The following is a 23644-nucleotide window of genomic DNA, read 5'->3' as shown; positions in this document are numbered from 1 at the left end:
TCCCACCGGTCCCGCCCGGAAGCGGCAGGTGGCCGCCTCGGGCAGCCCGCTTGCCCGGGCGTGCGGCGGTGGCGCCGGGCGGCCGGCAGCGCGCCGCCCGGGGGGTCACCGGGGGCGGCGCCGGGGGTCAGGAGCGTACGAGCAGCTGGAACTCGAACGCGTAACGCGAGGCGCGGTATATGTGCGTGCCGTACTCGACGGCGCGGCCCTTGTCGTCGTACGTGGTGCGCCGCATCGTCAGCAGGGCCGCGCCCGGGTCCTCGGCGAGCAGCTTGCCCTCGTCGGGGGTGGCGCTGCGGGCGCCGACGGTCTGCTGGGCGCTGTGCAGGGTGACGCCGGCGGCTCGCATGAGGCGGTACAGGCCGGTGGCCTCCAATTTGGCGGTGTCGAGGTTGAGGAGGTCGGGCGGGATGTAGTTGCTGAGGTAGGCCATGGGCTCGCCATATGTGGAGCGCAGCCGTTCCAGGAGGACGACCTCGCTGCCTTCGGCGACCCCCAGGGCGGCGGCGACCTCGGCGGAGGCGGCCTGGATCTCGTTGCGCCGCACCTGGGTGGCGGGGCTCTGGCCGGCGGCCTGCAGGTCGTCGTAGAGGCTGCTCAGTTCCAGGGGGCGTTTGACCTGGCTGTGCACGACCTGAGTGCCGACGCCTCGGCGGCGGACCAGGAGCCCCTTGTCGACCAGGGACTGGATGGCCTGCCGGACGGTGGGGCGGGAGAGCCCGAGCCGTCCGGCGAGCTCGATCTCGTTGCCGAGGAGGCTTCCCGGGGCGAGCCGGCCGTGCTCGATAGCGCCTTCCAGCTGTTGAGCGAGCTGGTAGTAGAGCGGTACCGGGCTGGACCGGTCCACGGCGAAGTCGAGGAGGGCGGACTCAGGCTTGGACACACGGGGAGAGTAGCCGCCCGTCCGGGGGTCAGGAAAGTCTGACATCAGATTGTCCGAACATTTGCATCAGTCCGCCCTCTATATGGCATCAGCTGTTACTGGGGAAGCCGAGGTTGATTCCACTGTCGGAGGGATCCGGCCAGCGGGTGGTGACGACCTTGCCCCGGGTGTAGAAGTGCACGCCGTCGTTGCCGTAGATGTGGTGGTCGCCGAAGAGCGACTCCTTCCAGCCGCCGAAGGAGTGGTAGCCGACCGGCACCGGGATCGGCACGTTGACGCCGACCATGCCCGCCTGCACCTCCAGTTGGAAGCGTCGGGCGGCGCCGCCGTCGCGGGTGAAGATGGCGGTGCCGTTGCCCCAGCGGGAGCTGTTGATCAGTCGGATCGCCTCGTCGTAGGTCTCGGCGCGGACGACACAGAGCACCGGGCCGAAGATCTCGTCGCGGTAGGCGTCCATGTCGGTGGAGACCTTGTCGAGCAGGGAGACCCCGACGAAGTGGCCGTTCTCGTAACCCTCGACGGTGTAGCCGGTGCCGTCCACGACAACCTCCGCACCCTGTTCGCGGGCGCTGTGCACATAGGAGGCGACCTTGTCGCGGTGCTGCTTGGTGATCAGCGGTCCCATCTCGGAGGCCGGGTCGTCGCCCGGGCCGATCCGTAGCCCGGCGGCACGGGAGGCGATCTTCTCGACGAGCGCGTCACCGGTTTCGGCGCCCACGGCGACGACCACGGAGACCGCCATGCAGCGCTCCCCCGCCGAACCATAGGCGGCGTTGACGGCGGAGTCGGCGGCGAGGTCCAGGTCGGCGTCGGGCAGGACCAGCATGTGGTTCTTGGCGCCGCCGAGGGCCTGGACGCGCTTGCCGTTGGCGGTGCCGGTGGTGAAGATATGACGGGCGATCGGGGTCGAGCCGACAAAGCTGATCGCGGAGACGTCGGGGTGGTCGAGCAGCCGCTCCACCGCGACGCGGTCGCCGTTGACCACGTTCAGTACGCCGTCCGGCAGGCCCGCCTCCGCCGCGAGCTCGGCGAGGCGGTAGGCGGCGGACGGCACCTTCTCGCTGGGCTTGAGCACGAAGGTGTTGCCGCAGGCGATGGCGAGCGGGAACATCCACATCGGCACCATGGCCGGGAAGTTGAACGGCGTGATGCCCGCCACCACACCGACCGGCTGCCGGATGGCACTCACATCGACGCGGGTGCTGACCTGCGTGGACAGCTCGCCCTTGAGCAGCAGCGGGGCGCTGGTCGCCAGTTCGACGATCTCCAGGCCGCGGGCGACCTCGCCGAGCGCGTCGGAGTGCACCTTGCCGTGCTCGGCCGTGATCAGGGCGGCGATCTCGTCGCGGTGCGCGTCAAGCAGCTCGCGGTATTTGAACAAAACGGCGCTGCGCTTGGAGAGCGAAGCGGTGGACCAGGTCTGATACGCGGCCAGCGCGGCGGCGACCGCCGCGTCCACCTCTTCTACCGAGGCGAGCGCGACCCGCTTGGCCTCGGCGCCGGTGGCGGGGTTGTAGACGGGGCCGTAGTTGCCGGAGGTGCCTTCGGCGGGCTTGCCGCCGATCCAGTGATCGATGGTGGTGATGCTCATGGTGCGGAGCCTTCCGTGGAGGGATGGATTGAGGTGTCCTCAAACGCCGGACGGGCTGGGGTTGCTGAGGCCTTCGCCCTCAAACGCCGGACGGGCTGGGTTTTTCGGCCTCGCCGCCTGCGCGGCAGGCTGCAGACCGGACTTCTCCGGCGCACCGGCGCACCACCGGGTTACGGCCGGTCCGACACCGCCGAGCCGCACCGCCGTACCTCGCGCCGTTGCGGCGGATGGAGATGTTGCCGCAGCGGCGAGCAACCACAACGGCGCGGTACGGCGGTATCGGGCGGACCGCGACCGCAGCTCCGGCGCAGGAGCGCCCCGCCGGGTCGCGGCATGTGCGACGCGGCCGGACCGAGACCGCCGCGACCCGTCCGGCGGCGAGAGCGGACTCATAGGTGGCGCCTGCGCTGCGCCGCACGGCGGTCGTACTCCTCACGGGCTTTGACGGCGGCGGGCCGGGTGGCGGTCTCGGCGACGGGCACGTCCCACCAGGCCTGGGCGGCGGGGGCCGTTGGCGCGGGATCCGTTTCCACGTAGACGCAGGTGGGGCGGTCGGAGGCGCGGGCGGTGGCCAGCGCGGAGCGCAGTTCGCGGACGGTGGCGGCGCGGATGACGTCCATGCCGAGGCTGGCGACATTGGCGGCGAGGTCGACGGGCAGCGGGTCGCCCGTGTAGGTGCCGTCGGGGGCGCGGAAGCGGTAGGCGGTGCCGAAGCGTTCGGCGCCGGTTTCCTCGGAGAGGCCGCCGATGGAGGCGTAGCCGTGGTTCTGGATGAGGAGGAGGTTGACGTTGATGCCCTCCTGGACGGCGGTGACGATCTCGGTGGGCATCATCAGGTACGTACCGTCCCCGACGAGGGACCAGACCGGGCGGTCGGGGGCGGCGAGGCGGACGCCGATGCCGGCCGGGATCTCGTAGCCCATGCAGGAGTAGCCGTATTCGAGGTGGTATTGGCGCGGGGAACGGGCGCGCCAGAGCTTGTGCAGGTCGCCGGGGAGCGAGCCGGCCGCGTTGATGATGACGTCGTTGTCGCCGACGACGGAGTCCAGGGCGCCGAGGACCTGGGTCTGGGTGGGTCGGGCGTCCTCGTCGTCGGCGCCATATGCGACGTCCACGAGGCGTTCCCAGCGTGTCTTGCCGGTGCGGTACTCGGCCTCAAAGGTCTCGTCGACGCGGTGCCCGGCCAACTCCTCGGCGAGAGCCAGCAGGCCGGAGCGGGCGTCGGCGACCAGCGGCAGGGCGCTCATCTTGTGGGCGTCGAAAGCCGCCACATTGAGGTTGATGAAGCGGACCCCGGGCGTGGCGAAGAGGGTGCTGGAGGCGGTCGTGAAGTCGCTGTAGCGGGTGCCGACTCCGATGATGAGGTCGGCTGTACGGGCGAGGTCATCGGCGACGGCGGTGCCGGTGTGGCCGATGCCGCCGAGGTCGGCCGGGTGGTCGTAGCGCAGCGACCCCTTGCCTGCCTGGGTGGAGGCGACGGGGATGCCGGTGGCGTCGGCCAGCGCCTTGAGCGCGTCCTCGGCCTCGCTGTGGTGGATGCCGCCGCCCGCGATGATCAGCGGGCGCCGGGCGTCGCGTACGGCCTGGACGGCGGCGGCGAGTTCGGCCGGCTCGGGCACCGGGCGGCGGACGTGCCAGACGCGGTCGGCGAAGAACTCCTCGGGCCAGTCGTGGGCCTCGGCCTGGACGTCCTGCGGAAGGGCGAGGGTGACGGCGCCGGTCTCGACGGGGTCGGCGAGGACCCGCATGGCCTGCAGGGCGGCGGGGATCAGCGCCTCGGGCCGGGTCACCCGGTCGAAGTAGCGCGAGACCGGCCGCAGTGCGTCGTTGACGGAGATGTCCCCGGAGACGGGGTGCTCCAGCTGCTGGAGTACGGGGTCGGCGGGCCGGGTGGCGAAGCTGTCGCCGGGCAGCAGGAGCACCGGCAGCCGGTTGACGGTGGCGAGTGCGGCGCCGGTGACGAGGTTGGTGGCGCCGGGGCCGATGGAGGTGGTGACTGCGTGGGCGGCGAGCCGGTTGGACTGCCGGGCGTAGCCGACGGCGGCGTGCACCATGGCCTGCTCGTTGCGGCCCTGGAGATAGGGCATCTTCTCCTGCCCGGCTTCGAGCAGCGCCTGGCCGAGTCCGGCGACGTTGCCGTGGCCGAAGATGCCCCAGGTGGCGTTGATCAGGCGGCGGCGCTGCCCATCGCGTTCGGTGTACTGGTGGGAGAGGAACTCCACCAGAGCCTGGGCGACGGTCAGTCTGCGAGTGGAGCTGCTCATCGAGCCCTCTCCCCTTGAGTGGTCGGTGCGGTGTACAGCGGAAGGCGGGGGTCGGTGGTCTGGTCGGGCCAGGTACCGCGGATCCAGGTCTGGTCGGGGTGGTCGCAGATGAGCCACGCCCGGTTGTCGTCCGGTCCCGCCATGACATTGAGGTAGTACATGTGGTGGCCGGGCGCGGCGATCGACGGGCCGTGCCATCCGTCGGGGATCAGGACGGTGTCACCGCTGCGCACCTCGGCGAGAACGTCGGTGCCCCGGCCGTGGCCGGAGGGCGAGACGCGCTGGTAGCCGAGTCCGGGCGCGCCGTGTGCCTCGGCGATCTCGAAGTAGTAGATCTCCTCCAGCTCGGACTCCTCGCCGGGGCGGCACTCGTCGTGCTTGTGGGCGGGGTACGAAGACCAGTTGCCGCCGGGGGTGATGACCTCTACGGCGATGAGCTTGTCGCACTCGAAGACCCCGGCGGCGCCGAAGTTGTTGACCTGGCGTGAGCAGTTCCCGGCACCGCGCAGCTCGACCGGCACGCCGGAGGCGGGCCCGTAGCGGGCGGGAAGACGACGGCTGCAGCGGGCGCCGGTGAGGGCGAAACGGCCGCCGTCGCGTGAGGCGATGGAGACCTGGGCGTCGCGCGGCACATATGCGAAGTCCGACACGCCCGAGAAGACGTCGGGACGGCCGGTGAGCTGGAAGGTCTCGCCCTCGGTGGCGACCGAGCAGGCGCCGGAGAGCGGCAGCACGATCCATTCGCTGTCACCGGTGTCGAAGGCGTGCCAGCCGCCGGGCGGCAGTTCGATGACGCGCAGGCTGGAGTAGCCCCAGCCGGCCCGCGCCGGGTCGATGTCAACGGCGTAGGGGCCGGCTGCGGCCTTCCCCGCGGACAGGTGGAACTCGGTGTTGCCGGCGGGTCCGGCAGGTCCGGTGGCAGTCATGGCGGGAGTCCCTTCTCAGAGCAGGCCGACGGCGGTGTCCACGGCTGTCTCTACGCTGCCCTCGGAGGGGTAGAGCAGGGAGCGGCCGACGACAAGCCCCTGGACGGTGGGCAGTTGCAGCGCCTTGCGCCACTTCTCGTACGCCGCCTCCTGGTCCTTGCCGACCTCGCCGCCGAGCAGTACGGCGGGCAGGGTCGAGGTCTCCATAACGGCGGCCATGTCGTCGACATCATTGGTGACCGGGAGCTTCAGCCAGGTGTACGCGGAGGTGCCGGCGAGTCCGGAGGCGATGGCTATGGACTTGGTGACGGCTTCGGCGCTGAGGTCGTTGGTCACCTTGCCGCCTATGCGGCGCGAGATGAACGGTTCGACGAAGACCGGGAGTCTGTGCTCGGCCATCTCGTCGATGGCGCGGGCGGTGGAGAGCATGGTGGACAGCGAGCCGGAGTCCTCGTAGTCGATACGGAGCAGCAGCTTTCCGGCGTCGAAGCAAAGCCGGGCGATGTCCTGGGGGCGGTAGCCGGTGAAGCGGTCGTCGAGCTCGAAGGCGGCTCCGGCGAGGCCGCCGCGGTTCATCGAACCCATGACAACCTTGTCTTCGAGGGCGCCGAGCAGCAGCAGGTCCTCGAGGATGTCGGCGGTGGCGAGCACTCCGTCGACACCGGGGCGGGACAGCGCGGTGCAGAGCCGTTCCAGCAGGTCGGCGCGGTTGGCCATGGCGAACTTGCGGTCGCCGACGGCCAGTGCGCCGCGGGCCGGGTGGTCGGCGGCCACGATCATCAGCCGGCCGCTCTCACCGAGCAGGGGGCGGCGGGCGCGGCGGCCGGCCGCCTCCGCGATGGCCTCCGGGTGCCGTGTCCGCACTTTGACGAGGTCGGAGATGCTGATGCTCAAGGGGTGCTCTCTTCTGTGAAGGGGGTCCTGCCGGTCAGCCGCGCGCGAGGAGGTCTTCGACCTCGGACTCGGTGGGCATCGCGGAGGAGCAGGCGAGGCGGGTGGCGACGAGGGCGCCGGCGGCGTTGGCGTACCGCATGGTCCGCTCCAGGTCCCAGCCGGCGAGCAGGCCGTGGACGAGCGAGCCGCCGAACGCGTCCCCGGCGCCGAGGCCGTTGACCACCTCGACGGGGACCGGCGGAACCTCGGCGGTGGTGCCGTCGCGGTGCACGGCGAGCACGCCCTTGGGGCCCTGCTTGACGACGGCGAGAGTGACGCCCGCGGCGAGCAGTGCCTCGGCGGCGGCGTGCGGTTCGCGTTCGCCGGTGGCGACTTCGCATTCGTCGAGATTGCCGACCGCGACCGTGGCGTGCGCGAGGGCGCGCCGGTAGTACGGCCGGGCCTCGGCCATGGCGGCGTGACCGGTGGCGCCGCCGGCGGAGGACGCGCCGCCTTCGCCGCCCCAGAACATGGGGCGCCAATCGAGGTCGAAAACCGTCGTACCAGCCCCGGCACCGGCACGGGCCTCCATCGCGGCGAGCGTCGCGGTGCGGCTGGGCTCCTCGGACATCCCGGTCCCCGTCATCCAGAAGACCCGGGCGGCGCGGATCGCTTCGAGATCCAGCTCACCGGGGTAGATCTCCAGGTCGGGGGCCTTGGGCCGGCGGTAGAAGTAGAGCGGGAAGTCGTCCGGCGGGAAGATCTCGCAGAAGGTGACCGGCGTCGGGTACTGGTCGACCGGTGTCACGAAGCGGTCATCGACGCCGAAGCCCTTCAGCGCCTGGTGGCAGTACTCGCCGAACGGGTCGCGCCCGGTGCGGCTGATCAACGCGACGCTCCGCCCGAGGCGGGCCGCCGCGACCGCGACATTGGTCGCCGAGCCGCCCAGGTACTTGCCGAAGGTCTCGACCTGTGGCAACGGCACGCCGGTCTGCAGGGGGTAGATGTCCACTCCGATACGGCCCATCGTGATCAGGTCGTACGGCGTTGACACTGGGGGGGTCATGGGCGGGGACTCCTCGTCGTCCGGCAGGTGGGGAGCGCTGCGAGCTCCTCAGGTCTAGCCCGGGGGCGGACCGATGTCAACGGTTTGTCCTTACATTCGAACGTAACGACCGCCAACCTGGAGAACGTTACCGCGTCGTTACGTCAAAATGAATTGATGTCATAACAAACCCTTGACAGGCGCTCTGGCAAGGGGTTGGCTCCCGTTCTGCGACGGCCGCGTTAACGGCAGCGATATTGGGACAGCCGCCGGGCCGTACAGCTTCCTCCCCGCGCCCCCCTTCATGACTCCCTCCCACCGCAGTGAGGTGCAGGACCGATGGACCGTAAGACCAGAACCCGCAAGGCCACCGCCATAGCCGCAGCATGCGCGGCCGGCGTCCTGCTCGCGGCCGGCTGCTCCAGCAGCTCAGGCGGCAAGAAGGCCCAGACTGCCGCCAACAACATCTCGGCAGGCAAGGCCACCACCGCCCGCATCAAGATCGCGATGATCACCCATGCCGCCCCCGGCGACACCTTCTGGGACCTCATCCGCAAGGGCGCCCAAGCCGCGGCCGCCAAGGACAACATCAACCTCGTCTACTCCAGCGACCCCAACGCCGCCAACCAGGCCAACCTGGTCCAGAACGCGATCGACCAGAAGGTCGACGGCATCGCGATCACCCTCGCCAAGCCCGACGCCATGAAGGCCGCAGTGGCCAAGGCAGAGGCGGCCGGCATCCCGGTCGTCGGCTTCAACGCCGGTCTCAGTGCCTGGAAGTCGCAGAAGCTGCTGGAATACTTCGGCCAGGACGAGGACATCGCGGGCCAGGCCTTCGGCACCAAGCTGAACAGCATCGGGGCCAAGAGCGCGCTCTGTGTGGTGCAGGAGCAGGGGAACGTCGCCCTCGAAACCCGGTGCGCGGGTCTGAAGAAGACTTTCAAGGGCAAGGTCCAGAACCTCTACGTCAACGGCACCGACATGCCGTCTGTGAAGTCGACCATCACGGCCAAGCTGCGGCAGGACTCCTCGATCGACGAGATAGTCACGCTCGGCGGTCCGTTCGCGCTCACAGCCGTCCAGTCGGTGTCCGACGCGAACAGCAAGGCGAAGGTCGCGACCTTCGACCTCAACCAGGACGTGGTCAAGGCGATCCAGGCCGGCACCGTGCAGTTCGCCGTCGACCAGCAGCCGTACTTGCAGGGCTACCTCGCGGTGGACTCCCTGTGGCTCTACAAGTTCAACGGCAACTTCAGCGGTGGTAGCGCGCAACCGGTGCTGACCGGCCCGGCCTTCGTCACGAAGGACAACGTCGCCACCATCGCCAAGTTCGCGGCGAACGGCACTCGGTGATGGCAACGGCTCACACAGAGGCCCCGGCAGTGGGCGGGCCGCCGTCGCCGACAGCCCCTGCCGCCCAGGACGGCCGCACGGCCCAGCGCTCCCTGCTGCGCAGGCTGCTCGGCCGCCCGGAGATCGGCGCGCTGATCGCCGCCATTGGCGTCTACGCCTTCTTCTTCGCGGTAGCACCGTCCTTCCGGCAGGCCGACTCCCTGGCCACCGTGCTCTACCAGGCCTCGACCATGGGCATCATGGCGCTGCCGGTGGCACTGCTGATGATCGGCGGCGAGTTCGACCTGTCCGCCGGTGTCGCGGTGACCACCTCGGCGCTCACCGCGGCCATGCTGAGTTTCCAGCTGACCACGAACGTCTGGGTCGGCGTGATCGTCGCACTGATCGTGTCGCTCGCGGTCGGCGCGCTCAACGGCTACATGCTCGTGAAGACCGGGCTGCCAAGCTTCCTGATCACCCTGGCCAGCTTCCTGATGCTGCAGGGGCTCAACCTGGCCGTCACCAAGCTGCTCACGGGCAATGTCGCCACCGACGACATCAGCAACATGGACGGCTTCAACCAAGCGAAGAAGGTCTTCGCCTCCGAGATCGATTTCGGCGGGGTCTCACTGAAGATCACCGTCCTGTGGTGGCTGGTCTTCGCCGCTCTGGCGACCTGGGTGCTGCTCCGCACCAAGTTCGGCAACTGGATCTTCGCGGTCGGCGGCCACAGCGAAAGCGCCCGTGCTGTCGGCGTCCCGGTGAAATTCACCAAAATCATACTGTTTATGACAGTTGGGTTCGGCGCCTGGTTCGTCGGCATGCACCTGCTGTTCTCCTTCAATACCGTGCAGTCCGGCGAGGGCGTCGGCAATGAGTTCCTCTACATCATCGCTGCGGTCATCGGCGGCTGCCTGCTCACCGGCGGCTACGGATCGGCGATCGGTTCCGTCATCGGCGCCTTCATCTTCGGCATGGTGACCCAGGGCATCGTGTACGCCAACTGGAACCCCGACTGGTTCAAGTTCTTCCTCGGCGTGATGCTCCTCGTGGCGACGCTCGTCAATCTGTGGGTCCGCCGCCAGGCGACCCGGAGGTGAACCCCATGACAACCGATGTGACAACCGACGAGACGAACGGCGTGGCAGCGGACGGGCAGCCGATCGTGGAGCTCCGCGGCGCGGGCAAGTCCTACGGCAACGTCCGCGCCCTGCACGGGGTCAGCCTGGCCGTCCCGCCCGGGAAGGTGACCTGCGTCCTCGGCGACAACGGCGCCGGCAAGTCCACCCTCATCAAGATCATCTCGGGTCTGCACCAGCACAGCGAGGGCGAATACCTCATCGACGGCAAGCCCGTGAAACTGGGCAGCCCTCGTGAGGCCCTCGACCTCGGTATCGCGACCGTCTACCAGGACCTGGCCACCGTGCCCCTGATGCCGGTCTGGCGGAACTTCTTCCTCGGCTCCGAAGTGACCCGCGGCCCCTGGCCGGTGCGCCGCCTCGACATCGCCACCATGAAGAAGACCGCCAACGATGAGCTGCGAAACATGGGCATCGTCCTCGACGACCTCGAGCAGCCCATCGGCACCCTCTCCGGCGGCCAGCGCCAGTCCGTGGCCATCGCCCGCGCCGTCTACTTCGGCGCCCGGGTGCTCATCCTGGACGAGCCGACGGCCGCACTCGGCGTCAAGCAGTCCGGCGTGGTGCTCAAGTACATCGCCGCAGCCCGCGACCGGGGCCTGGGTGTCATCTTCATCACCCACAATCCGCACCACGCCTACATGGTCGGCGACCACTTCACGGTGCTGCGGCTCGGCACCCTGGAGCTGAGCGCCGGACGCAGTGAGGTGAGTCTGGAGGAGCTCACCAACCACATGGCGGGCGGCGCCGAGCTCGCCGCGCTCAAGCACGAGCTGGCGCAGGTCCAAGGGGTCGCGGTGGACGAGCTGCCCGAGGTCGGGGACCTCAAGCAGAGTGCCGCGTCCTGACCGCGGCCAGGCCCGTCCACGGACACTCCCACGAAGGTCTTTCTGACATGACGTCCGAATGTCATGACCAAGTATTGACGGCCGCCCTCCGGACGGCGAAGCTTCCACACGACGGAGCTTCGCGGGCGCCCGACCACCCGCACCTACGAGAGGAGCGCTCCTCATGACCGCCGCCCCCTCCCCCGTCCTCGACCGGATCCGGATCGGGTCGGCCCCCGACTCGTGGGGCGTCTGGTTCCCGGACGACCCGCAGCAGGTGCCGTGGCAGCGTTTCCTCGACGAGGTCGCGCAGTCGGGTTACCAGTGGATCGAACTGGGCCCGTACGGCTACCTGCCGACCGACCCGGCCCGACTCACCGACGAAACCGCCCGCCGGGGGCTCACCGTCTCCGCCGGCACGGTCTTCACGGCCCTTCATCGCGGCTCCGCCGTCTGGGACGCCACCTGGGAGCATGTCAGCCAGGTCGCCGAGCTGACGAAGGCGATGGGCGCCCGGCATCTCGTCGTCATCCCCGAGTTCTGGCGCGACCCGACGAGCGGCGAGCGCACCGAGAGCGACACGCTGAACGCCGGGCAGTTCTCGGATCTCTGCTCCGGCATGGAGCGGCTCGGGCGTCAGGTGCGCGAGACCTTCGGTCTCGACATCGTCGTCCATCCGCACGCCGACACCCACATCGACACGGAGGAAAATGTCACGCGCTTCCTCCACGGCACCGACTCGGCGCTGGTCAACCTCTGCCTCGACACCGGTCACTACGCCTACTGCGGCGGCGACAACGTCAAGCTGATCGAGACCTTCGGCGAGCGCATCGGCTATCTGCACCTCAAGCAGGTCGACCCCGAGATCCTCGCCGATGTCATAGCCAACGAAGTGCCGTTCGGGCCGGCCGTCAAGCGCGGCGTGATGTGCGAGCCGCCGTCCGGAGTGCCCGAGCTCGGCCCCGTACTGGCCGCCGCCCAGAAGCTCGGCACCGACATCTTCGCCATCGTCGAGCAGGACATGTACCCCTGCCCGCCCGACCAGCCGCTGCCGATCGCCCAGCGCACCCGCCGCTTCCTGAGCAGCTGCGGCGCGTAGGCCGTCCCGGCAGGCACGTAGCACCCGTAACACCAGTAGCACCACACCCGCGCCTGCCGCCGGGACGCCGGCTGCCTCCGGACCCGGCCGCTGCAACCTCCGTCAGCACCAGTATTTCGAGGGACGACATGACTCAGCACGGAACACTCGGCGTAGCCGTCATCGGCACCGGCAAGATGGGCGCAGACCACGTCCGCCGTATCACCGATGTGATCAGCGGCGCGCGGGTGGCCGCTGTCGTCGACATCGACGCCGAGCGCGTCAAGGCCATCGCCGACGGCATCAAGGGCTGTGCGGCGTACACCGACCCGGCCGAGGCGCTGGCCGACCCCGGAGTCGACGCCGTACTCATCGCCTCCCCCGGCCCGGCGCACGAGGCCGCCCTGCTGGAGGCCTTCCGGCACGATCTGCCGGTGCTGTGCGAGAAGCCGCTCACCCCGGACGCCGTGTCCGCGCTGCGAGTGCTGGAGGCGGAGCAGAAGCTGGGCCACCGGCGGGTTCAGGTCGGCTTCATGCGACGGTTCGACGCCGAGTACATCGAGCTCAAGCGGGTGCTGTCGAGCGGCGAACTGGGCCGGACGCTGATGCTGCACAACCGGCACCGCAACGCCTACTGCCCGCCCGGTTTCACCGACGCGATGCTGATCAACGACTCGGTCGTGCACGAGATGGACGTCACCCGCTGGCTGCTCGAACAGGAGATCACCGCCGTCACCGTCCACCACCCGAACCCGTCCTCCAACGCTCCCGAGGGCCTGCACGACCCGCAGTTCGTCGTCTTCGAGACCGACGGTGGCTCGCTCGTCGACGTGGAGATCTTCGTCAGCTGCGGTTACGGCTACCAGGTACAGGCAGAAGCCGTCTGTGAGAAGGGCACTGCGCGAATCGGCGACCAGCACGGCCTACTGGTCAACACCGCCGGCCGCTGGGGCGGCGGGATCGCCCCGGACTTCGTGGCCCGCTTCGAGGAGGCGTACGACCGCGAGGTGCAGCAGTGGGTCGACGCCACCCGCCGCGGCGAGATCTCCGGCCCGAGCGCCTGGGACGGCTACGCGGCGGCGGCCGTCTGCGAGGCAGGCGTACGCGCCCAGGCCGAGGGGGGGCGTGTCGAGGTCGAGATGATCGAGCGCCCCGCCTTCTACCGCTGACCGCTTATCGCTGATCGCTGATCGCCTGAGAGGCCTTCCGCCATGAAGATCGCACTCGACCCGTACATGTTCCGCAACGTCCCGCTGCTCGAACTCCCCGCGCTCGTCGCCGAGCTGGGCTACGAGTGGCTGGAACTCTCGCCGCGCGAGGACTTCACCCCCTTCTTCCTGCACCCGCGCGTCGACGACGGCACGGTCCAGGAGTTCCGCAAGGCGCTCAGCGCGGCGGGCGTCGGGGTCTCCTCCGTACTCCCCCTCTACAAGTGGTCGTCGGCCGACGAGGACGAGCGGCAGGCCGCCGTACGCTACTGGAAGCGGGCCATCCAGATCACCTCGGACCTCGGGGTGGATGTGATGAACTCCGAGTTCAACGGCCGCCCGGAGGCCGCGGACAAGGCCGAGAGCCAGTTCTGGCGGTCGATGGAAGAGCTGCTGCCGGTCTTCGAACGGGAGGGCATCAAGCTCGTCCTGGAGCCGCACCCGGACGACTTCATCGAGGACGGGCACGCGGCGGTGGACTTCATCCGCGGCATCAACTCGCCGCTGGTGTCCTTCCTCTACTGCGCCCCGCACACCTTCCACCAGGGCGACGACGCGCCCGGCATCATCAAGCACGCCGGCTCCCTGCTGACGCATGTGCATCTCGCCGACTCCTTCAACCACAACGGCTCCAGCGGGCTGCGCTACATCGTCAACCCGCCGGGTTCCCCCGTCCGGATCCACCAGCACCTCGACATCGGCCAGGGTGAGGTGGACTTCGACGAGCTCTTCCGCGAGCTGCGCGCGGGCGGCTTCGACGGGACGCTCACGGCGTGCGTCTTCGCGTGGGAGGAGCGCGCCCGCGAGTCGTCGCTCTTCATGCGCGACAAGATCAACGAGTACGTCGCAGGCTGGTAACACCTGCGGCGTACGTCCCTGGCGTGGGGGGGGGGGGGGCCCCCCCCCCCGGCCCCCCCCCCCCCCCCCCCCCCCCCCCCCCCCCCCCCCGCCGCCCCCTCCCGCACCATGCCCTGCCCGGCAGAAAGGCTGCACCCCATGCGAGTAGCCCAGCTCGGCGTCGGCCGCATCGGAACCTTCCACGCGGCGACCCTGCACGCCCATGCCGACGTCCGCGAGCTGCTGATCGCCGACGCCGATCCCACGCGGGCGGCCGAAGCTGCCGCCCGGCTCGGAGCCGGGACGCGGGCCGTCGCAACGGTCGACGAGGTGTTCGAGCCCGGGGCCGTCGACGCCGTCGTCATCACCTCCGCCACCGCATCCCACGCCGAGCTGATCAAGCGCGCCGCCCGAGCCGGGCTGCCCACCTTCTGCGAGAAGCCGATCGCCATCGACCTGGCGGATACGATGGCCGCCCTCCACGAGGTCGAGGCCGCCGGCACGATCCTCCAGATGGGCTTCCACCGCCGCTTCGACGCCGGGTACCACGCCGCCCGCGAAGCCGTACACGGCGGGCGCATCGGCCGGCTGCACACCGCCAGGGCCCTGACGTCCGACATGTCCCCACCACCGCCGCAGTTCATCCCGCTGTCCGGCGGCCTGTACCGGGACTGCCTGATCCACGACTTCGACATCCTGCACTGGGTCACCGGCCAGGAGATCACCGAGGTCTACGCCATCGGCGCCAACGGCGGCGCGGACTTCTTCCGCGAGGCCGGCGACGTCGACACCGCCGCCGTACTGCTGACCCTGGACGGTGGCGCGCTGGCCACCGCCACCTCCACCCGCTACAACGGCGCCGGCCACGACATCCGCCTCGAACTGTGCGGCACCGCCGACACCATCGCCGTCGGCGTGGACGCCCGGACCCCGGTCACCTCGGTCGAACGGGGCTGCGCGACCGGCGTCCCCAACCCCTGGACCGGCTTCCTGGACCGCTTCGCCCCTGCTTACCGCGCTGAGCTCGCGGCTTTCATCCGCGTGGTCACTGAGGGGATCGCGAACCCCTGCGACGGGCGCGATGCCCTGCGGGCCCTGTTTGTCGCCGAGGCCTGCGAGGTCTCCCGGCGGGACCGGCGACCGGTCGCGGTCGCCGAAATCGAGGAACAGGCCGCCAAACTCGCGGCCGGAACGACATCACGAGGAGTAGTTCAGTGAAGCTCGACCGTGTGGCAGCGGCCCCCATTTCCTGGGGCGTCTGCGAGGTGCCGGGCTGGGGCCACCAGCTGACCCCTGAGCGGGTGCTGCGTGAGATGGCCGAGCTCGGCCTCGCGGCCACCGAGTTCGGACCCGACGGCTTCCTTCCCGACGCCCCCGCCGAGAAGGCCGCCGTGCTGGCCTCGCACGGCATGTCCGCCGTCGGCGGGTTCGTGCCCGTCGTCCTGCACGATCCCTCCCACGACCCGGTGCCGGAAGTCCGTACCGCCCTGGAGGGCTTCACCGCCGCCGGCGCCGGCACGCTTGTGCTCGCCGCAGCCACCGGGCTCGACGGCTACGACGCCCGGCCCGAGCTTGACGCCTTCGGCTGGAAGACCTTGCTCTCCAACCTCGACCGGCTCGCCGAGCTTGCCGCCTCGGTCGGCATCACCGGGTCGTTGCACCCCCACGTCGGCACGATGGTCGAAGGCCCCGGCGAAGTCGACCGCGTCCTCGACGGCTCCGCTGTCGGGCTCTGCCTCGACACCGGCCACCTGCTCGTCGGCGGCACCGACCCCGTCGCCCTCGCCCGGCGCGCCGCCGAACGCATCGTCCACGTCCACCTCAAGGACGTCGACCCCAGCGCCGCCTCTGCGGTGCGCGAAGGCCGCGCGACCTACACAGGCGCCGTCTCGGGCGGCATGTACCGCCCCCTCGGGCAGGGCGGCATCGACCTCGCCTCGCTGATCGGCGCCCTTGAAGGCGCCGGCTACGGCGGCTGGTACGTCATGGAGCAGGACACCGTCCTCGACGCCGAGCCCGCGCCGGGCGGCGGCCCGATCGCTGACGTCCGCGATTCACTGGCGTGGCTGGCAGCGGTCTAGCTAGGCCGGGTTTTAGGCGCCCTGCGCCGTTGCGCGGGGCGCCTTGTTCGGTGGGTGGGTCGGGGTCGCCTCCGGGCTGACTCTCTCCCCCAACCTTCGGCCGGGAGGTGCAGAGGGCGCGGAACCCGCGCCGGGGGCACCCGGTACCGCTCCGGCCGGCCCGGCGAGGGCGGGTCAGCCCGGGAGGCCTGCTTCGGCGGCGGAGCGCAGCGTCTGGCGAATGCCGTCGACTCCTTCGAGCCACTCCTGCCCGGCCCCCGAATGCTCCCAGAGGTCCTTGGTCTCGCATTCGTCGCCGAGGACCCGGTCCAGGGCCTGGACGGCCAGCGCCGCGAAATCGTGCGGAAGCTGCGGTATCGGCTGCTCGGGGCCGTACGACCAGTCGATCGGGGTGCCGCCCGGCATCGCTGCGGAGACGATGGCCGCCGCCGCGATCGCGATGACCGCCTCGTCGTCCGCAAGGTACGCCGCCTCACCCGCGGCCGTCGCCAGAGCCGAGCGGAGGACCCCGATACGCTCCTGCTCGGGCAGCTCGTCCAGATCCCCGACGAAATCCGCCGCGCGGTCGTTGTCGAACGGTCCTACGTCCCAGGTACCCACGTGCCGCCTCCAGCCCCCCGAAGTTGTTCGCCTGATCCCATCCTGCCAGCAGGCACTGACAGACGGATAATCCCGGCAGGCCCGGCCAACCAAGCGTTGCCCATGGCCTCATCCTGATATGTCATGCCCGGCACAAAGTTTTCACCAAGACAGGTCCGCTCGAAGTAAAGGGTCTACCCGCATAGATACGGGAGGTGCTGTCATGCACACAACCGCCCGGAACTCTGCCGGGCATCCACTCGGGAGACCCCCACCATGTCCCGAATACGCCGGCCTCTGGCCGTCTCCGTTTCCACCGTCGCCCTTGCCGCCGCCGGCCTCACCGCCGGCACCGGCACCGCCCACGCTGCCACCTGCAGCCAGGCCTACCTCCCACTGCCGGACCCGAGCTGCCAGCCCGGCGCCTTCAACTCGGACGTCACCCAGTCGACGATCGACACCACCATCTGCGTCTCCGGCTGGACCGCCACCGTGCGGCCCTCCAGCTCGTACACCACGGCACTGAAGAAGGTGCAGATCGTCGAGTACGGCTACACCGACACTTCCACCTCGGACTACGAGGAGGACCACTTCGTCCCCCTCGAACTCGGCGGCTCACCCAAGAGCGCGCTCAACCTCTGGCCCGAGCCCCAGTACGGCAGCGTGACCGCCTCCAACAAGGACACCGTCGAGAACAAGCTCAAGAAGGCCGTCTGCGCGGGCACCATCACCCTCGCCCAGGCCCGGACCCACATCATCGACGACTGGACCACGGCCCTGGCCGACCTCGGCCTCAGCTGAACCAGCACCTGAAATACCCCCCCCACATGCACAACAGCGCCCCGCCGCCGCACCGGCGGGGCACCTCCTCACCGGGTCACACGTTCTTCGTCGGAAGAATTTCGCCGCTGAGGGTAACGGGGTCGGTTTGACCGAATTCCGCCTTCCCCGGTGATGACGGCCCGGGGACGGCGTCCATGGTGGCCTTGACGTGCAGGCCCCAGCCCAGAAACGGCTTGTCGGGCCCCGAGGCGGGCACCTTGAGGCCGCCGGTCACCACCAAGACGGTGCCGCCTTCCTCCAGCCGGAAGGAGAGACTCGTCTTGGGCCGCACCTGATCCCATCCCGCGAATTCCATGAAGCACGCGTACTGCGCTACGTGGGTGAATACGAAGCCGGATGGGGCTGTGATCCGTTGCCGCAGATCCGCGATGTGCACCGGCAGGTTCTGCTTCGAGCAGATACCGAGGCAGATGAGACTGTCCCCGCCGGGTTCTGCCTGCGGCCACGCCGCGGCGCTAGGCGTGAACAGAGCCCCTTGCGTCACCTGGAACACGTATAGCTGATTGGCGTCCCGCAGTACGTTGCCGGATTCGGACTGGGGCGCCGCGGGAGCGGCCCGGACGGTGAAGTCGCCGGCGACAAAGCTGTCACCGGGGGCGGTGGCCTGGACGGTGAAGTCTCCCGGCGTCGGGCCGGCGGTGATGCGGGGCGTGGATGCGAGGCCGTCAGGCCCCGTGGTCGCGGTGGACGAGACGGCGCCGTCGGAGAAGGCCGAGCCGGTGGAGCCAGTGATGTCGAAGCGAACGAGCAGACCGGCAAAGGGGTTTCCGGCAGTGTCCCGGGCGGCGACGCTCATGGCGGGGAATTCCGAGCCGGCGACGGCAGCAGCGGGGCCGCCGGAACAGGTGAGGGTGAGCGCCGGTTGTTCGGTCGACGGAGTGTGCGACGCGTCCTGCGTCGGCGCCGGATCGTCGGGGGCGGGGGGTCGGCCTGACGTGAGACGTGCGGGCAGAAGAGGACCGGCGGCGCCGAGGGCACCGAGGACGACATCGCGACAGAGGTAGAAGCCCGATTCCAGCTCGGGGAGTTCGGGGGTGGCCGCGCTGGTGTCGTTGTTGGGTGCGAGCTCGCAGCGTGCTTGACGGGCTCCCAGCCCCCTGGCAGGCCGTCAAGTGAGGCCCTGGCGACGGCGCGCACCAGGCTCAGTGGGAGGTCGAGTACGGCGGTGCGGTCGAGGGGGAGCAGGGGTGGCGGTTCGCCGTCGACCATGAAGTCCTCCCACTCCATGAGGTCGAAGAGGAACTGGGCGGCCTTGAACAGGGGCCAGGGACCGAGGATGTCCAGCAGTACCCGGGCCCGTTCGGGTTCGTCGCGGCGCATCGCGGCCCCTCGGCGGGCGAGGGTGCAGAGCACCGCCCGGGTCCAGTCGTTGGCCTGGGTGAGGGCGGCGAGGGCGTGGGTCGCCGCGAACCACGCCGGGCCGGCGCTGCTGCACTACGTGGACCCCGGGATCGGTCTGACTGACGATGACTTCGCGGCGTTGAAGGTCTGGGCGGAAGGTCAGCGATAGTCTGGCGCGTGTTTCGCCGGTGGTGGTTTGTATTGGTAAGGCTGTTTCACAACAGTGCTCCCGGACGGCAGCAGGAGCTGGTCCTCCGGGAGTGGGAGGTGCTGCGCGACCGGCTGCGTCGCGCAGCGTCCGCGCGGGTGGCCGACGCGGCCGACATCGTGCGTACCGCGGAACTGCTGCCGGGCCAGGGCGATGGGGCGGCGCGGCGGGATTACGTATGGGCGCTGGACGCCTACCAGGCGGCCGGGAAGCTGCTGGACGAGGCCGCGGACCTGCCCGATCTGGCGGCCGTCGTGGTGCTGGCCGAGCGGGCGGTGGAGCGGCTGGAGATGGCGCGGGCACGGTGTGAGGGGCGGCGGATGCCGGCGCAACTGGTCCGGTGTTTCTACAACCCGCTGCATGGCGCGGCGCGGCCGGTGCCGGTGTGTACGAAGCGGCGTCGTCGCCCCGGCCCGCGTCAGGCTGCCGCGGATCGCAGGCCGGCGTGCGAGGCGTGCCGCAACGCGATCCTGGCCGGCCAACTGCCGGATGTGCTGCCCGCGTTGCTGCCGGTCCAGGAGGCGAAGCGGCGCACCGTGAGGGTGTTGGTGCCGTACTACTCCGTGCCGCAGCAGTGGTCACTGTGGGCAGCGACGGCTTGTGGAGCGTATGACGAGGAGTCGCCGGGGCTGGTGCTGAGCGGGGAGCACCGACGGCGGGCGTCGGGGCGGGAGGCCGTCACAGGTTCCAGTCGCGGCGCAGTGCGCTGAAGACCTCGTGGAATTCGGGGAAGGTCTTCTTGACGCATCCCGGCTCGTCGAAGGTGACGCCGCCGGGGATCCGGAGGGCGGCGGTGCCGAAGCTCATGGCGATGCGGTGGTCGCCGTGGCAGGCGATCTCGGCGCGAGCCGGGGTGCCGGGGTGGATCTCGATCCAGTCGCGGCCGGTCTCGACGCGGATACCCTGGCGGCGGAGGTTCGTTGCGCAGGCTTCGAGGCGGTCGCACTCCTTGACGCGGGTGTTGTAGACGTCCTCGATACGGACCGGGCCGTCGGCGAAGGGGGCGATGGCGGCGAGGGTGGGCATGGTGTCGGAGATGTCGCGCATGTTCGCGGTGACGCCCGCGAGCCGCCCGGTGCCGCAGACGGTGGTGGCGTCGGGGCCGATGTCGACGCGGGCGCCCATGCGGCCTAGTACGTCGACGAAGGCCAGATCGCCCTGGAGGGCGTTCGTGCCGAGGCCGGGGACGGTGACCTCGCGGCCGGTCAGGGCGGCGGCCGCGAACAAGTAACTGGCGGTGGAGGCGTCGGGCTCGATGGCGTAGTCGGCGGCGCGGTATCCACCGGGCGGGACGATCAGCGCGTTGCCATCGCGGGCGACCTCGGCGCCGAAGGCCCGCATCATGGCGATGGTGATCTCGACGTACGGGGCCGAGACGAGCCCGGTGACATTGATGCGCAGCCCCTCGGCAGTCAGCGGGCCGGTGAGGAGGAGTGCGGTGAGGAACTGGGAGGAGAGGCTGGCGTCGAGGTCCAGTTCACCGCCCTTGATGCCGTCGGCGTTGACGGTGAGCGGGAGGTGGCCGTCGGCCTCGTCGTGGCTGAGGTCGACGCCCAGCTGCCGGAGCGCGGTGGTGAGCGGGGCGACGGGGCGGCGGCGCATCTGCGGGGAGGCGTCGAAGCGGTATGTGCCGTGGCCGGCTGCGGCGAGGGCGGGGAGGAAACGGGAGGCGGTTGCGGCGTCGCGGCAGTACACGTCGGCCTCGGGGACGGCGGGCCCGGCCGGACGGCCGGTGACGCGCCAGGTGTCGGGGGTGCGCCGGACGTGGTAGCCGAGGGCGGTCAGGCCCTGGGCGAAGCCGTCGGTGTCGTCGGAGAGCAGCGGACGCCGCAGGGTGGTCGTGCTGTCGGCGGCCGCGGCCAGGAAGAGTGCCCGCGCTGTCACGGACTTCGATCCCGGTACGGCGACGACGGACACGATGGGCCTCCCGGCCTTGGAGCGGCTGTTGCTGACCGCGCCGATTCTACGTGCGCGACAGCCGGTCTTTCAGAACCCTACCGGCAGGCTCCGTACCCCGCGGATGAGCATGCCCGGCAGCCAGTCCAGCTCCCCAGGGTCGGCGGCCAGGACCAGGTCCGGGCAGCGCTCCAGGAGGGTGCGCACCGCGATCCGGCCCTCCACACGGGCCAGCGGCGCGCCCAGGCAGAAATGCGGGCCGTGGCCGAAGGCGACATGGCCGCGGGTGTCCCGGCGGATGTCGAACCGGTCGGGGTCGGCGAAGCGCGCCGGGTCGCGGTCGGCGGAGGCGAGGGCGACCAGCACCCGCTCGTGGGCGGGGATAACGGTGCCGCCGATCTCGACGGGCCGGGCGGTGAAGCGGAAGGTCGAGGTCTCGACCGGGCCGTCGTAGCGCAGCATCTCCTCGACCGCGCCATCGAGGAGGGAGAAGTCGGCCCGGAGTGCGGCGAGTTGGCCGGGATGGGAGAGCAGCGCCCGCACGCCGTTCGAGATCAGGTTGACGGTCGTCTCATGGCCCGCGATCAGCAGCAGGTAGGCCATGCCGCGCAGTTCGGCGGTGGACAGCCGGTCGCCGTCCTCGCCGGTGGTGCGGATGAGCCCGCTCATCAGGTCGTCGCCCGGTGAGCGGCGCTTGTCCTCGATCAGCTCGTCGAGATACGCGCTCATCTGCGTGAACGCCGCCAGCTCGGCCTCTGCCCCGGTGGGGGCCACGGCCTCGCTCGACCAGGCCCGGAAGGACGCGCGGTCCAGGTCGGGTACGCCGAGCAGCTCACAGATCACCGTTATCGGCAGCGGGAAGGCGAGCGCTTCGACGAGGTCGGCCCGGCCGTCCGCCCCGCCGTCCTTCGAGGACACCATGGCGTCCACGAGCCCGTCGGTGATCTCCTGGATCCGCGGCCGCAGCGCCTCCACCCTGCGCGGGGTGAACTCCCTCGCGACGAGCCTGCGGAGCCGGGTGTGCCGGGGCGGGTCCGCCAGGAGCATGTGCGGTCCGAAGAACTCCTCGTCGTAGGAGTTGCCGTTTATGACCCGCGGGTCCTTCGCCAGCCGCGGATCGGCGAGCGCCGCCCGCGCCTCGTCATGCCCGACGACCAGCCACAGGTCGCCCGCGTCCGGGGTGTGCACCCGGTGCACCGGCCCCCGCGCCCGCAGTTCGGCGTAGACCGGATACGGGTCGGCGGTGAACTGCCCGCCGTATGAACGCAGATCGACCGTTTCCATGTCTCCAACGTAACCCGCGGGACGGCGGACGGCGGGGAACCGGGCCGCCGTCCCGCGAAAGGGTGCTCTGACGGTGCTTCAGCAGCCGAAGGCGATCGGGGAGAACGACGCGTAGTGGTCGGCGGTGTAGTAGTCCTCGTCGGTGGCTTCCCCCGTGATGATGCGGCGCGCGCCGCGGGTGGAGGAGCCGGGTGTCTTGACGGTGTACTCGTGGTACTTCGACCGCGCCTTTCTGACCTGCGTCTCCACGGGGGCGAACCGGTTGTGACCTGCTAGGACGGGTTGCAGAGGCGATCGGAGCTCCGTCCTGTTCGGACTCGATGCGGCAGCCGACCTCTACCGGCAACAGCTTGGCATTTTACGCTGCCTGCCTCTTCCCAGCGGCTTCCGCCGTGTCCGTTTTCGGTTGCTTGCGGACGGGGTGGTGTGGTGGCCCTTCGGCCGCCGACGGCGCGCGTAGGAGAGCACACAACGAGGCTCCGTACCTTGGAAGTTAGACCGGAGTACGGAGCCTATTGCGGTACGTTGCTCTTCCCAGTTGGTGGAGAAAGCTAATGTAGCTGCTGCCTAGACTGGCGACTCACGAGACGGTGATCAACCGCCCCAGCAGATCAGGCGACACGTGCAGGTACAGGTGCTTGCCTGCACGGACGTCCAAGTCCCTGGCGTCCAGTACCAGCCGTGGATGTAGACGGTGACTTTGCCGGTGGAGTCGGTGGTGAACGGCACCGTCAGCTTTGTCCAACCAGTGCCGGATGCCCACGTGCTGGCGGTCGCTCCGTCGCTGACGCCGACGTAGGCGTAGTTGCCCTGGAGATAGGCAGTCAGGGTGTGACCGGTGTTCGGGCTGAGAGTGGCGTTCCGGTCACACTCGCCGGTCGTGTTGGAGGTGGGCCCCTCATCGCCTACCTCGCCAACTACCCGTGATCGTCCGTCCCTGATCGGGCTACCGCCATCCGGCTACCGCTGCTAATGCGACGGCAGCCGCCGCAGGGCCCCGGGCGCGGCCACACCGCCCGGGGCCCTACGGCGTTCATTTGCCAAAGCGGGACACCCACGAGCGCGTCACCCTCGCGGGCGCGGCGAGGGCATCGAGCGTGGCGATTTCTCAGAAATCGCCGCTGCCAGGTGTGACACTTCTGGGCCCGGCGGCGCTGTGGTAGGTGGACATGCTGTTCAGGCAGTGACCGTCCTTCGCCCCGGACCCGAACCGTGAGCGAGTTTCTGTCCCGGTCTGGCGTTTCCCGTGGGGGGAATGCCGGTTGGGGCGGGGCCGCATCCTGATGCGGCACATGACGGCCCCGGTCGTCCGCCTCCCCCGTGGCGGACGACCGGGGCTCCCCGCTCGCGGCCTGCTTGCCCGGCCGGCGGTGCGTCGGCGTAAGTCCTGGGCAAAGCGGTAGACGGTC

At 70.0% G+C, this 23644-nt stretch carries 22 protein-coding genes; 10 read left to right on the top strand and 12 right to left on the bottom strand.

From position 1 onward, the window contains the following. Positions 1 to 127: 127 nt before the first annotated feature. The 6 genes from FCI23_RS14060 to iolC form a co-directional block, all read right to left on the bottom strand. Entirely contained in the window at positions 128 to 928 is an 801-nt protein-coding gene (locus FCI23_RS14060; protein ID WP_136723931.1) for a GntR family transcriptional regulator, read from the bottom strand. 43 nt (positions 929 to 971) lie between these two features. Continuing rightward, the gene (locus tag FCI23_RS14055; RefSeq protein ID WP_136724051.1) at positions 972 to 2468 is read right to left on the bottom strand and encodes a CoA-acylating methylmalonate-semialdehyde dehydrogenase; all 1497 of its coding nucleotides are present in this window, start codon (positions 2466 to 2468) and stop codon (positions 972 to 974) included. 395 nt (positions 2469 to 2863) lie between these two features. Further along, positions 2864 to 4738: a 3D-(3,5/4)-trihydroxycyclohexane-1,2-dione acylhydrolase (decyclizing) gene (gene iolD, locus FCI23_RS14050; protein ID WP_136723929.1), complete on the bottom strand. Its 1875-nt coding sequence runs from the start codon at positions 4736 to 4738 to the stop codon at positions 2864 to 2866. After that, positions 4735 to 5664, bottom strand: coding sequence for a 5-deoxy-glucuronate isomerase (gene iolB, locus FCI23_RS14045; RefSeq protein ID WP_136723927.1), 930 nt, complete (start codon positions 5662 to 5664; stop codon positions 4735 to 4737). Before iolB ends, iolD begins: the two co-directional genes overlap by 4 nt. Positions 5665 to 5679: 15 nt before the next feature. Further along, on the bottom strand, positions 5680 to 6558 hold the full coding sequence (locus FCI23_RS14040) for a Cgl0159 family (beta/alpha)8-fold protein (RefSeq protein ID WP_136723925.1): 879 nt from the start codon (positions 6556 to 6558) through the stop codon (positions 5680 to 5682). A gap of 34 nt (positions 6559 to 6592) precedes the next feature. Next, positions 6593 to 7591, bottom strand: a complete 999-nt coding sequence (gene iolC, locus FCI23_RS14035) for a 5-dehydro-2-deoxygluconokinase (RefSeq protein ID WP_211265324.1) — start codon at positions 7589 to 7591, stop codon at positions 6593 to 6595. Positions 7592 to 7921: 330 nt separating this feature from the next. Here iolC and FCI23_RS14030 point away from each other — a divergent pair, with 330 nt between their 5' ends. The 8 genes from FCI23_RS14030 to FCI23_RS13995 all read left to right on the top strand — a co-directional run bounded on the left by FCI23_RS14030 (position 7922) and on the right by FCI23_RS13995 (position 16084). After that, a complete protein-coding gene (locus FCI23_RS14030) occupies positions 7922 to 8935 on the top strand; it encodes a substrate-binding domain-containing protein (protein ID WP_136723921.1) in 1014 nt (337 codons plus the stop codon). Further along, a complete protein-coding gene (locus tag FCI23_RS14025; protein ID WP_136723919.1) occupies positions 8935 to 10014 on the top strand; it encodes an ABC transporter permease in 1080 nt (359 codons plus the stop codon). Before FCI23_RS14030 ends, FCI23_RS14025 begins: the two co-directional genes overlap by 1 nt. A gap of 5 nt (positions 10015 to 10019) precedes the next feature. After that, a complete protein-coding gene (locus FCI23_RS14020) occupies positions 10020 to 10901 on the top strand; it encodes an ATP-binding cassette domain-containing protein (RefSeq protein WP_136723918.1) in 882 nt (293 codons plus the stop codon). Between the two features lie 163 nt (positions 10902 to 11064). Beyond that, positions 11065 to 11979, top strand: a complete 915-nt coding sequence (locus tag FCI23_RS14015) for a sugar phosphate isomerase/epimerase family protein (RefSeq protein WP_136723916.1) — start codon at positions 11065 to 11067, stop codon at positions 11977 to 11979. Positions 11980 to 12107: 128 nt separating this feature from the next. Beyond that, the gene (locus FCI23_RS14010) at positions 12108 to 13127 is read left to right on the top strand and encodes a Gfo/Idh/MocA family protein (protein WP_136723913.1); all 1020 of its coding nucleotides are present in this window, start codon (positions 12108 to 12110) and stop codon (positions 13125 to 13127) included. A gap of 42 nt (positions 13128 to 13169) precedes the next feature. Further along, complete coding sequence (locus tag FCI23_RS14005; protein ID WP_136723911.1) at positions 13170 to 14024, top strand: sugar phosphate isomerase/epimerase family protein; 855 nt, start codon at positions 13170 to 13172, stop codon at positions 14022 to 14024. Positions 14025 to 14162: 138 nt separating this feature from the next. Beyond that, positions 14163 to 15221 (top strand): Gfo/Idh/MocA family protein, encoded by a 1059-nt coding sequence (locus FCI23_RS14000; RefSeq protein ID WP_136723909.1) that lies wholly within the window; start codon positions 14163 to 14165, stop codon positions 15219 to 15221. Next, positions 15218 to 16084: a TIM barrel protein gene (locus tag FCI23_RS13995; RefSeq protein ID WP_136723908.1), complete on the top strand. Its 867-nt coding sequence runs from the start codon at positions 15218 to 15220 to the stop codon at positions 16082 to 16084. Before FCI23_RS14000 ends, FCI23_RS13995 begins: the two co-directional genes overlap by 4 nt. 174 nt (positions 16085 to 16258) lie before the next feature. Here FCI23_RS13995 and FCI23_RS13990 read toward each other — a convergent pair whose 3' ends face one another. Then, positions 16259 to 16684, bottom strand: coding sequence for a DUF4259 domain-containing protein (locus FCI23_RS13990; protein WP_136723906.1), 426 nt, complete (start codon positions 16682 to 16684; stop codon positions 16259 to 16261). A 255-nt stretch (positions 16685 to 16939) separates the two neighbouring features. Between FCI23_RS13990 and FCI23_RS13985 the strand changes: the two genes are divergently transcribed. Beyond that, positions 16940 to 17464 carry a hypothetical protein gene (locus FCI23_RS13985; RefSeq protein WP_136723904.1) on the top strand — a complete coding sequence of 175 codons (525 nt, stop codon included), beginning with the start codon at positions 16940 to 16942 and terminating at the stop codon, positions 17462 to 17464. Between the two features lie 76 nt (positions 17465 to 17540). Here the strand turns inward: FCI23_RS13985 and FCI23_RS13980 are convergent, their stop codons facing one another. Both FCI23_RS13980 and FCI23_RS13975 read right to left on the bottom strand, forming a co-directional pair. Then, a complete protein-coding gene (locus FCI23_RS13980; RefSeq protein ID WP_136723902.1) occupies positions 17541 to 18302 on the bottom strand; it encodes a hypothetical protein in 762 nt (253 codons plus the stop codon). After that, on the bottom strand, positions 18299 to 18826 hold the full coding sequence (locus tag FCI23_RS13975; protein ID WP_136723901.1) for a hypothetical protein: 528 nt from the start codon (positions 18824 to 18826) through the stop codon (positions 18299 to 18301). The genes FCI23_RS13980 and FCI23_RS13975 overlap by 4 nt, the downstream gene beginning before the upstream one ends. A 222-nt stretch (positions 18827 to 19048) precedes the next feature. On the opposite strand from FCI23_RS13975, the gene FCI23_RS13970 reads away from it, so the two are divergent. Next, positions 19049 to 19765, top strand: coding sequence for a hypothetical protein (locus FCI23_RS13970; protein WP_136723899.1), 717 nt, complete (start codon positions 19049 to 19051; stop codon positions 19763 to 19765). On the opposite strand, the gene aroA is transcribed toward FCI23_RS13970, so the two are convergent. The 3 genes from aroA to FCI23_RS13955 form a co-directional block, all read right to left on the bottom strand. Further along, positions 19734 to 20972, bottom strand: a complete 1239-nt coding sequence (aroA, locus tag FCI23_RS13965) for a 3-phosphoshikimate 1-carboxyvinyltransferase (RefSeq protein ID WP_136723897.1) — start codon at positions 20970 to 20972, stop codon at positions 19734 to 19736. The genes FCI23_RS13970 and aroA overlap by 32 nt on opposite strands. A 69-nt stretch (positions 20973 to 21041) precedes the next feature. Next, complete coding sequence (locus FCI23_RS13960) at positions 21042 to 22235, bottom strand: cytochrome P450 family protein (protein WP_136723895.1); 1194 nt, start codon at positions 22233 to 22235, stop codon at positions 21042 to 21044. A 78-nt stretch (positions 22236 to 22313) separates the two neighbouring features. Beyond that, a complete protein-coding gene (locus FCI23_RS13955; RefSeq protein WP_265737744.1) occupies positions 22314 to 22523 on the bottom strand; it encodes a ribonuclease domain-containing protein in 210 nt (69 codons plus the stop codon). Positions 22524 to 23644: the final 1121 nt, after the last annotated feature.

It is taken from the genome of Actinacidiphila oryziradicis, assembly GCF_005047355.1.
GTDB classification, from domain to species: Bacteria; Actinomycetota; Actinomycetes; order Streptomycetales; family Streptomycetaceae; genus Actinacidiphila; species Actinacidiphila oryziradicis.
Note: the sequence above shows the minus strand (reverse complement) of the source record. Positions and strands in the feature narration are given on the sequence as shown.

Bases quoted from the DNA above. Each gene is read 5' to 3' on its own strand.
- FCI23_RS14060 (WP_136723931.1), bottom strand. From the start codon at position 928: ATGTCAGACTTTCCTGACCCCCGGACGGGCGGCTACTCTCCCCGTGTG.
- iolD (WP_136723929.1), bottom strand. From the start codon at position 4,738: ATGAGCAGCTCCACTCGCAGACTGACCGTCGCCCAGGCTCTGGTGGAG.
- iolB (WP_136723927.1), bottom strand. From the start codon at position 5,664: ATGACTGCCACCGGACCTGCCGGACCCGCCGGCAACACCGAGTTCCAC.
- FCI23_RS14030 (WP_136723921.1), top strand. From the start codon at position 7,922: ATGGACCGTAAGACCAGAACCCGCAAGGCCACCGCCATAGCCGCAGCA.
- FCI23_RS14025 (WP_136723919.1), top strand. From the start codon at position 8,935: ATGGCAACGGCTCACACAGAGGCCCCGGCAGTGGGCGGGCCGCCGTCG.
- FCI23_RS14020 (WP_136723918.1), top strand. From the start codon at position 10,020: ATGACAACCGATGTGACAACCGACGAGACGAACGGCGTGGCAGCGGAC.
- FCI23_RS14015 (WP_136723916.1), top strand. From the start codon at position 11,065: ATGACCGCCGCCCCCTCCCCCGTCCTCGACCGGATCCGGATCGGGTCG.
- FCI23_RS14010 (WP_136723913.1), top strand. From the start codon at position 12,108: ATGACTCAGCACGGAACACTCGGCGTAGCCGTCATCGGCACCGGCAAG.
- FCI23_RS14005 (WP_136723911.1), top strand. From the start codon at position 13,170: ATGAAGATCGCACTCGACCCGTACATGTTCCGCAACGTCCCGCTGCTC.
- FCI23_RS14000 (WP_136723909.1), top strand. From the start codon at position 14,163: ATGCGAGTAGCCCAGCTCGGCGTCGGCCGCATCGGAACCTTCCACGCG.
- FCI23_RS13985 (WP_136723904.1), top strand. From the start codon at position 16,940: ATGTCCCGAATACGCCGGCCTCTGGCCGTCTCCGTTTCCACCGTCGCC.
- FCI23_RS13980 (WP_136723902.1), bottom strand. From the start codon at position 18,302: ATGAGCGTCGCCGCCCGGGACACTGCCGGAAACCCCTTTGCCGGTCTG.
- FCI23_RS13975 (WP_136723901.1), bottom strand. From the start codon at position 18,826: ATGCGCCGCGACGAACCCGAACGGGCCCGGGTACTGCTGGACATCCTC.
- FCI23_RS13960 (WP_136723895.1), bottom strand. From the start codon at position 22,235: ATGGAAACGGTCGATCTGCGTTCATACGGCGGGCAGTTCACCGCCGAC.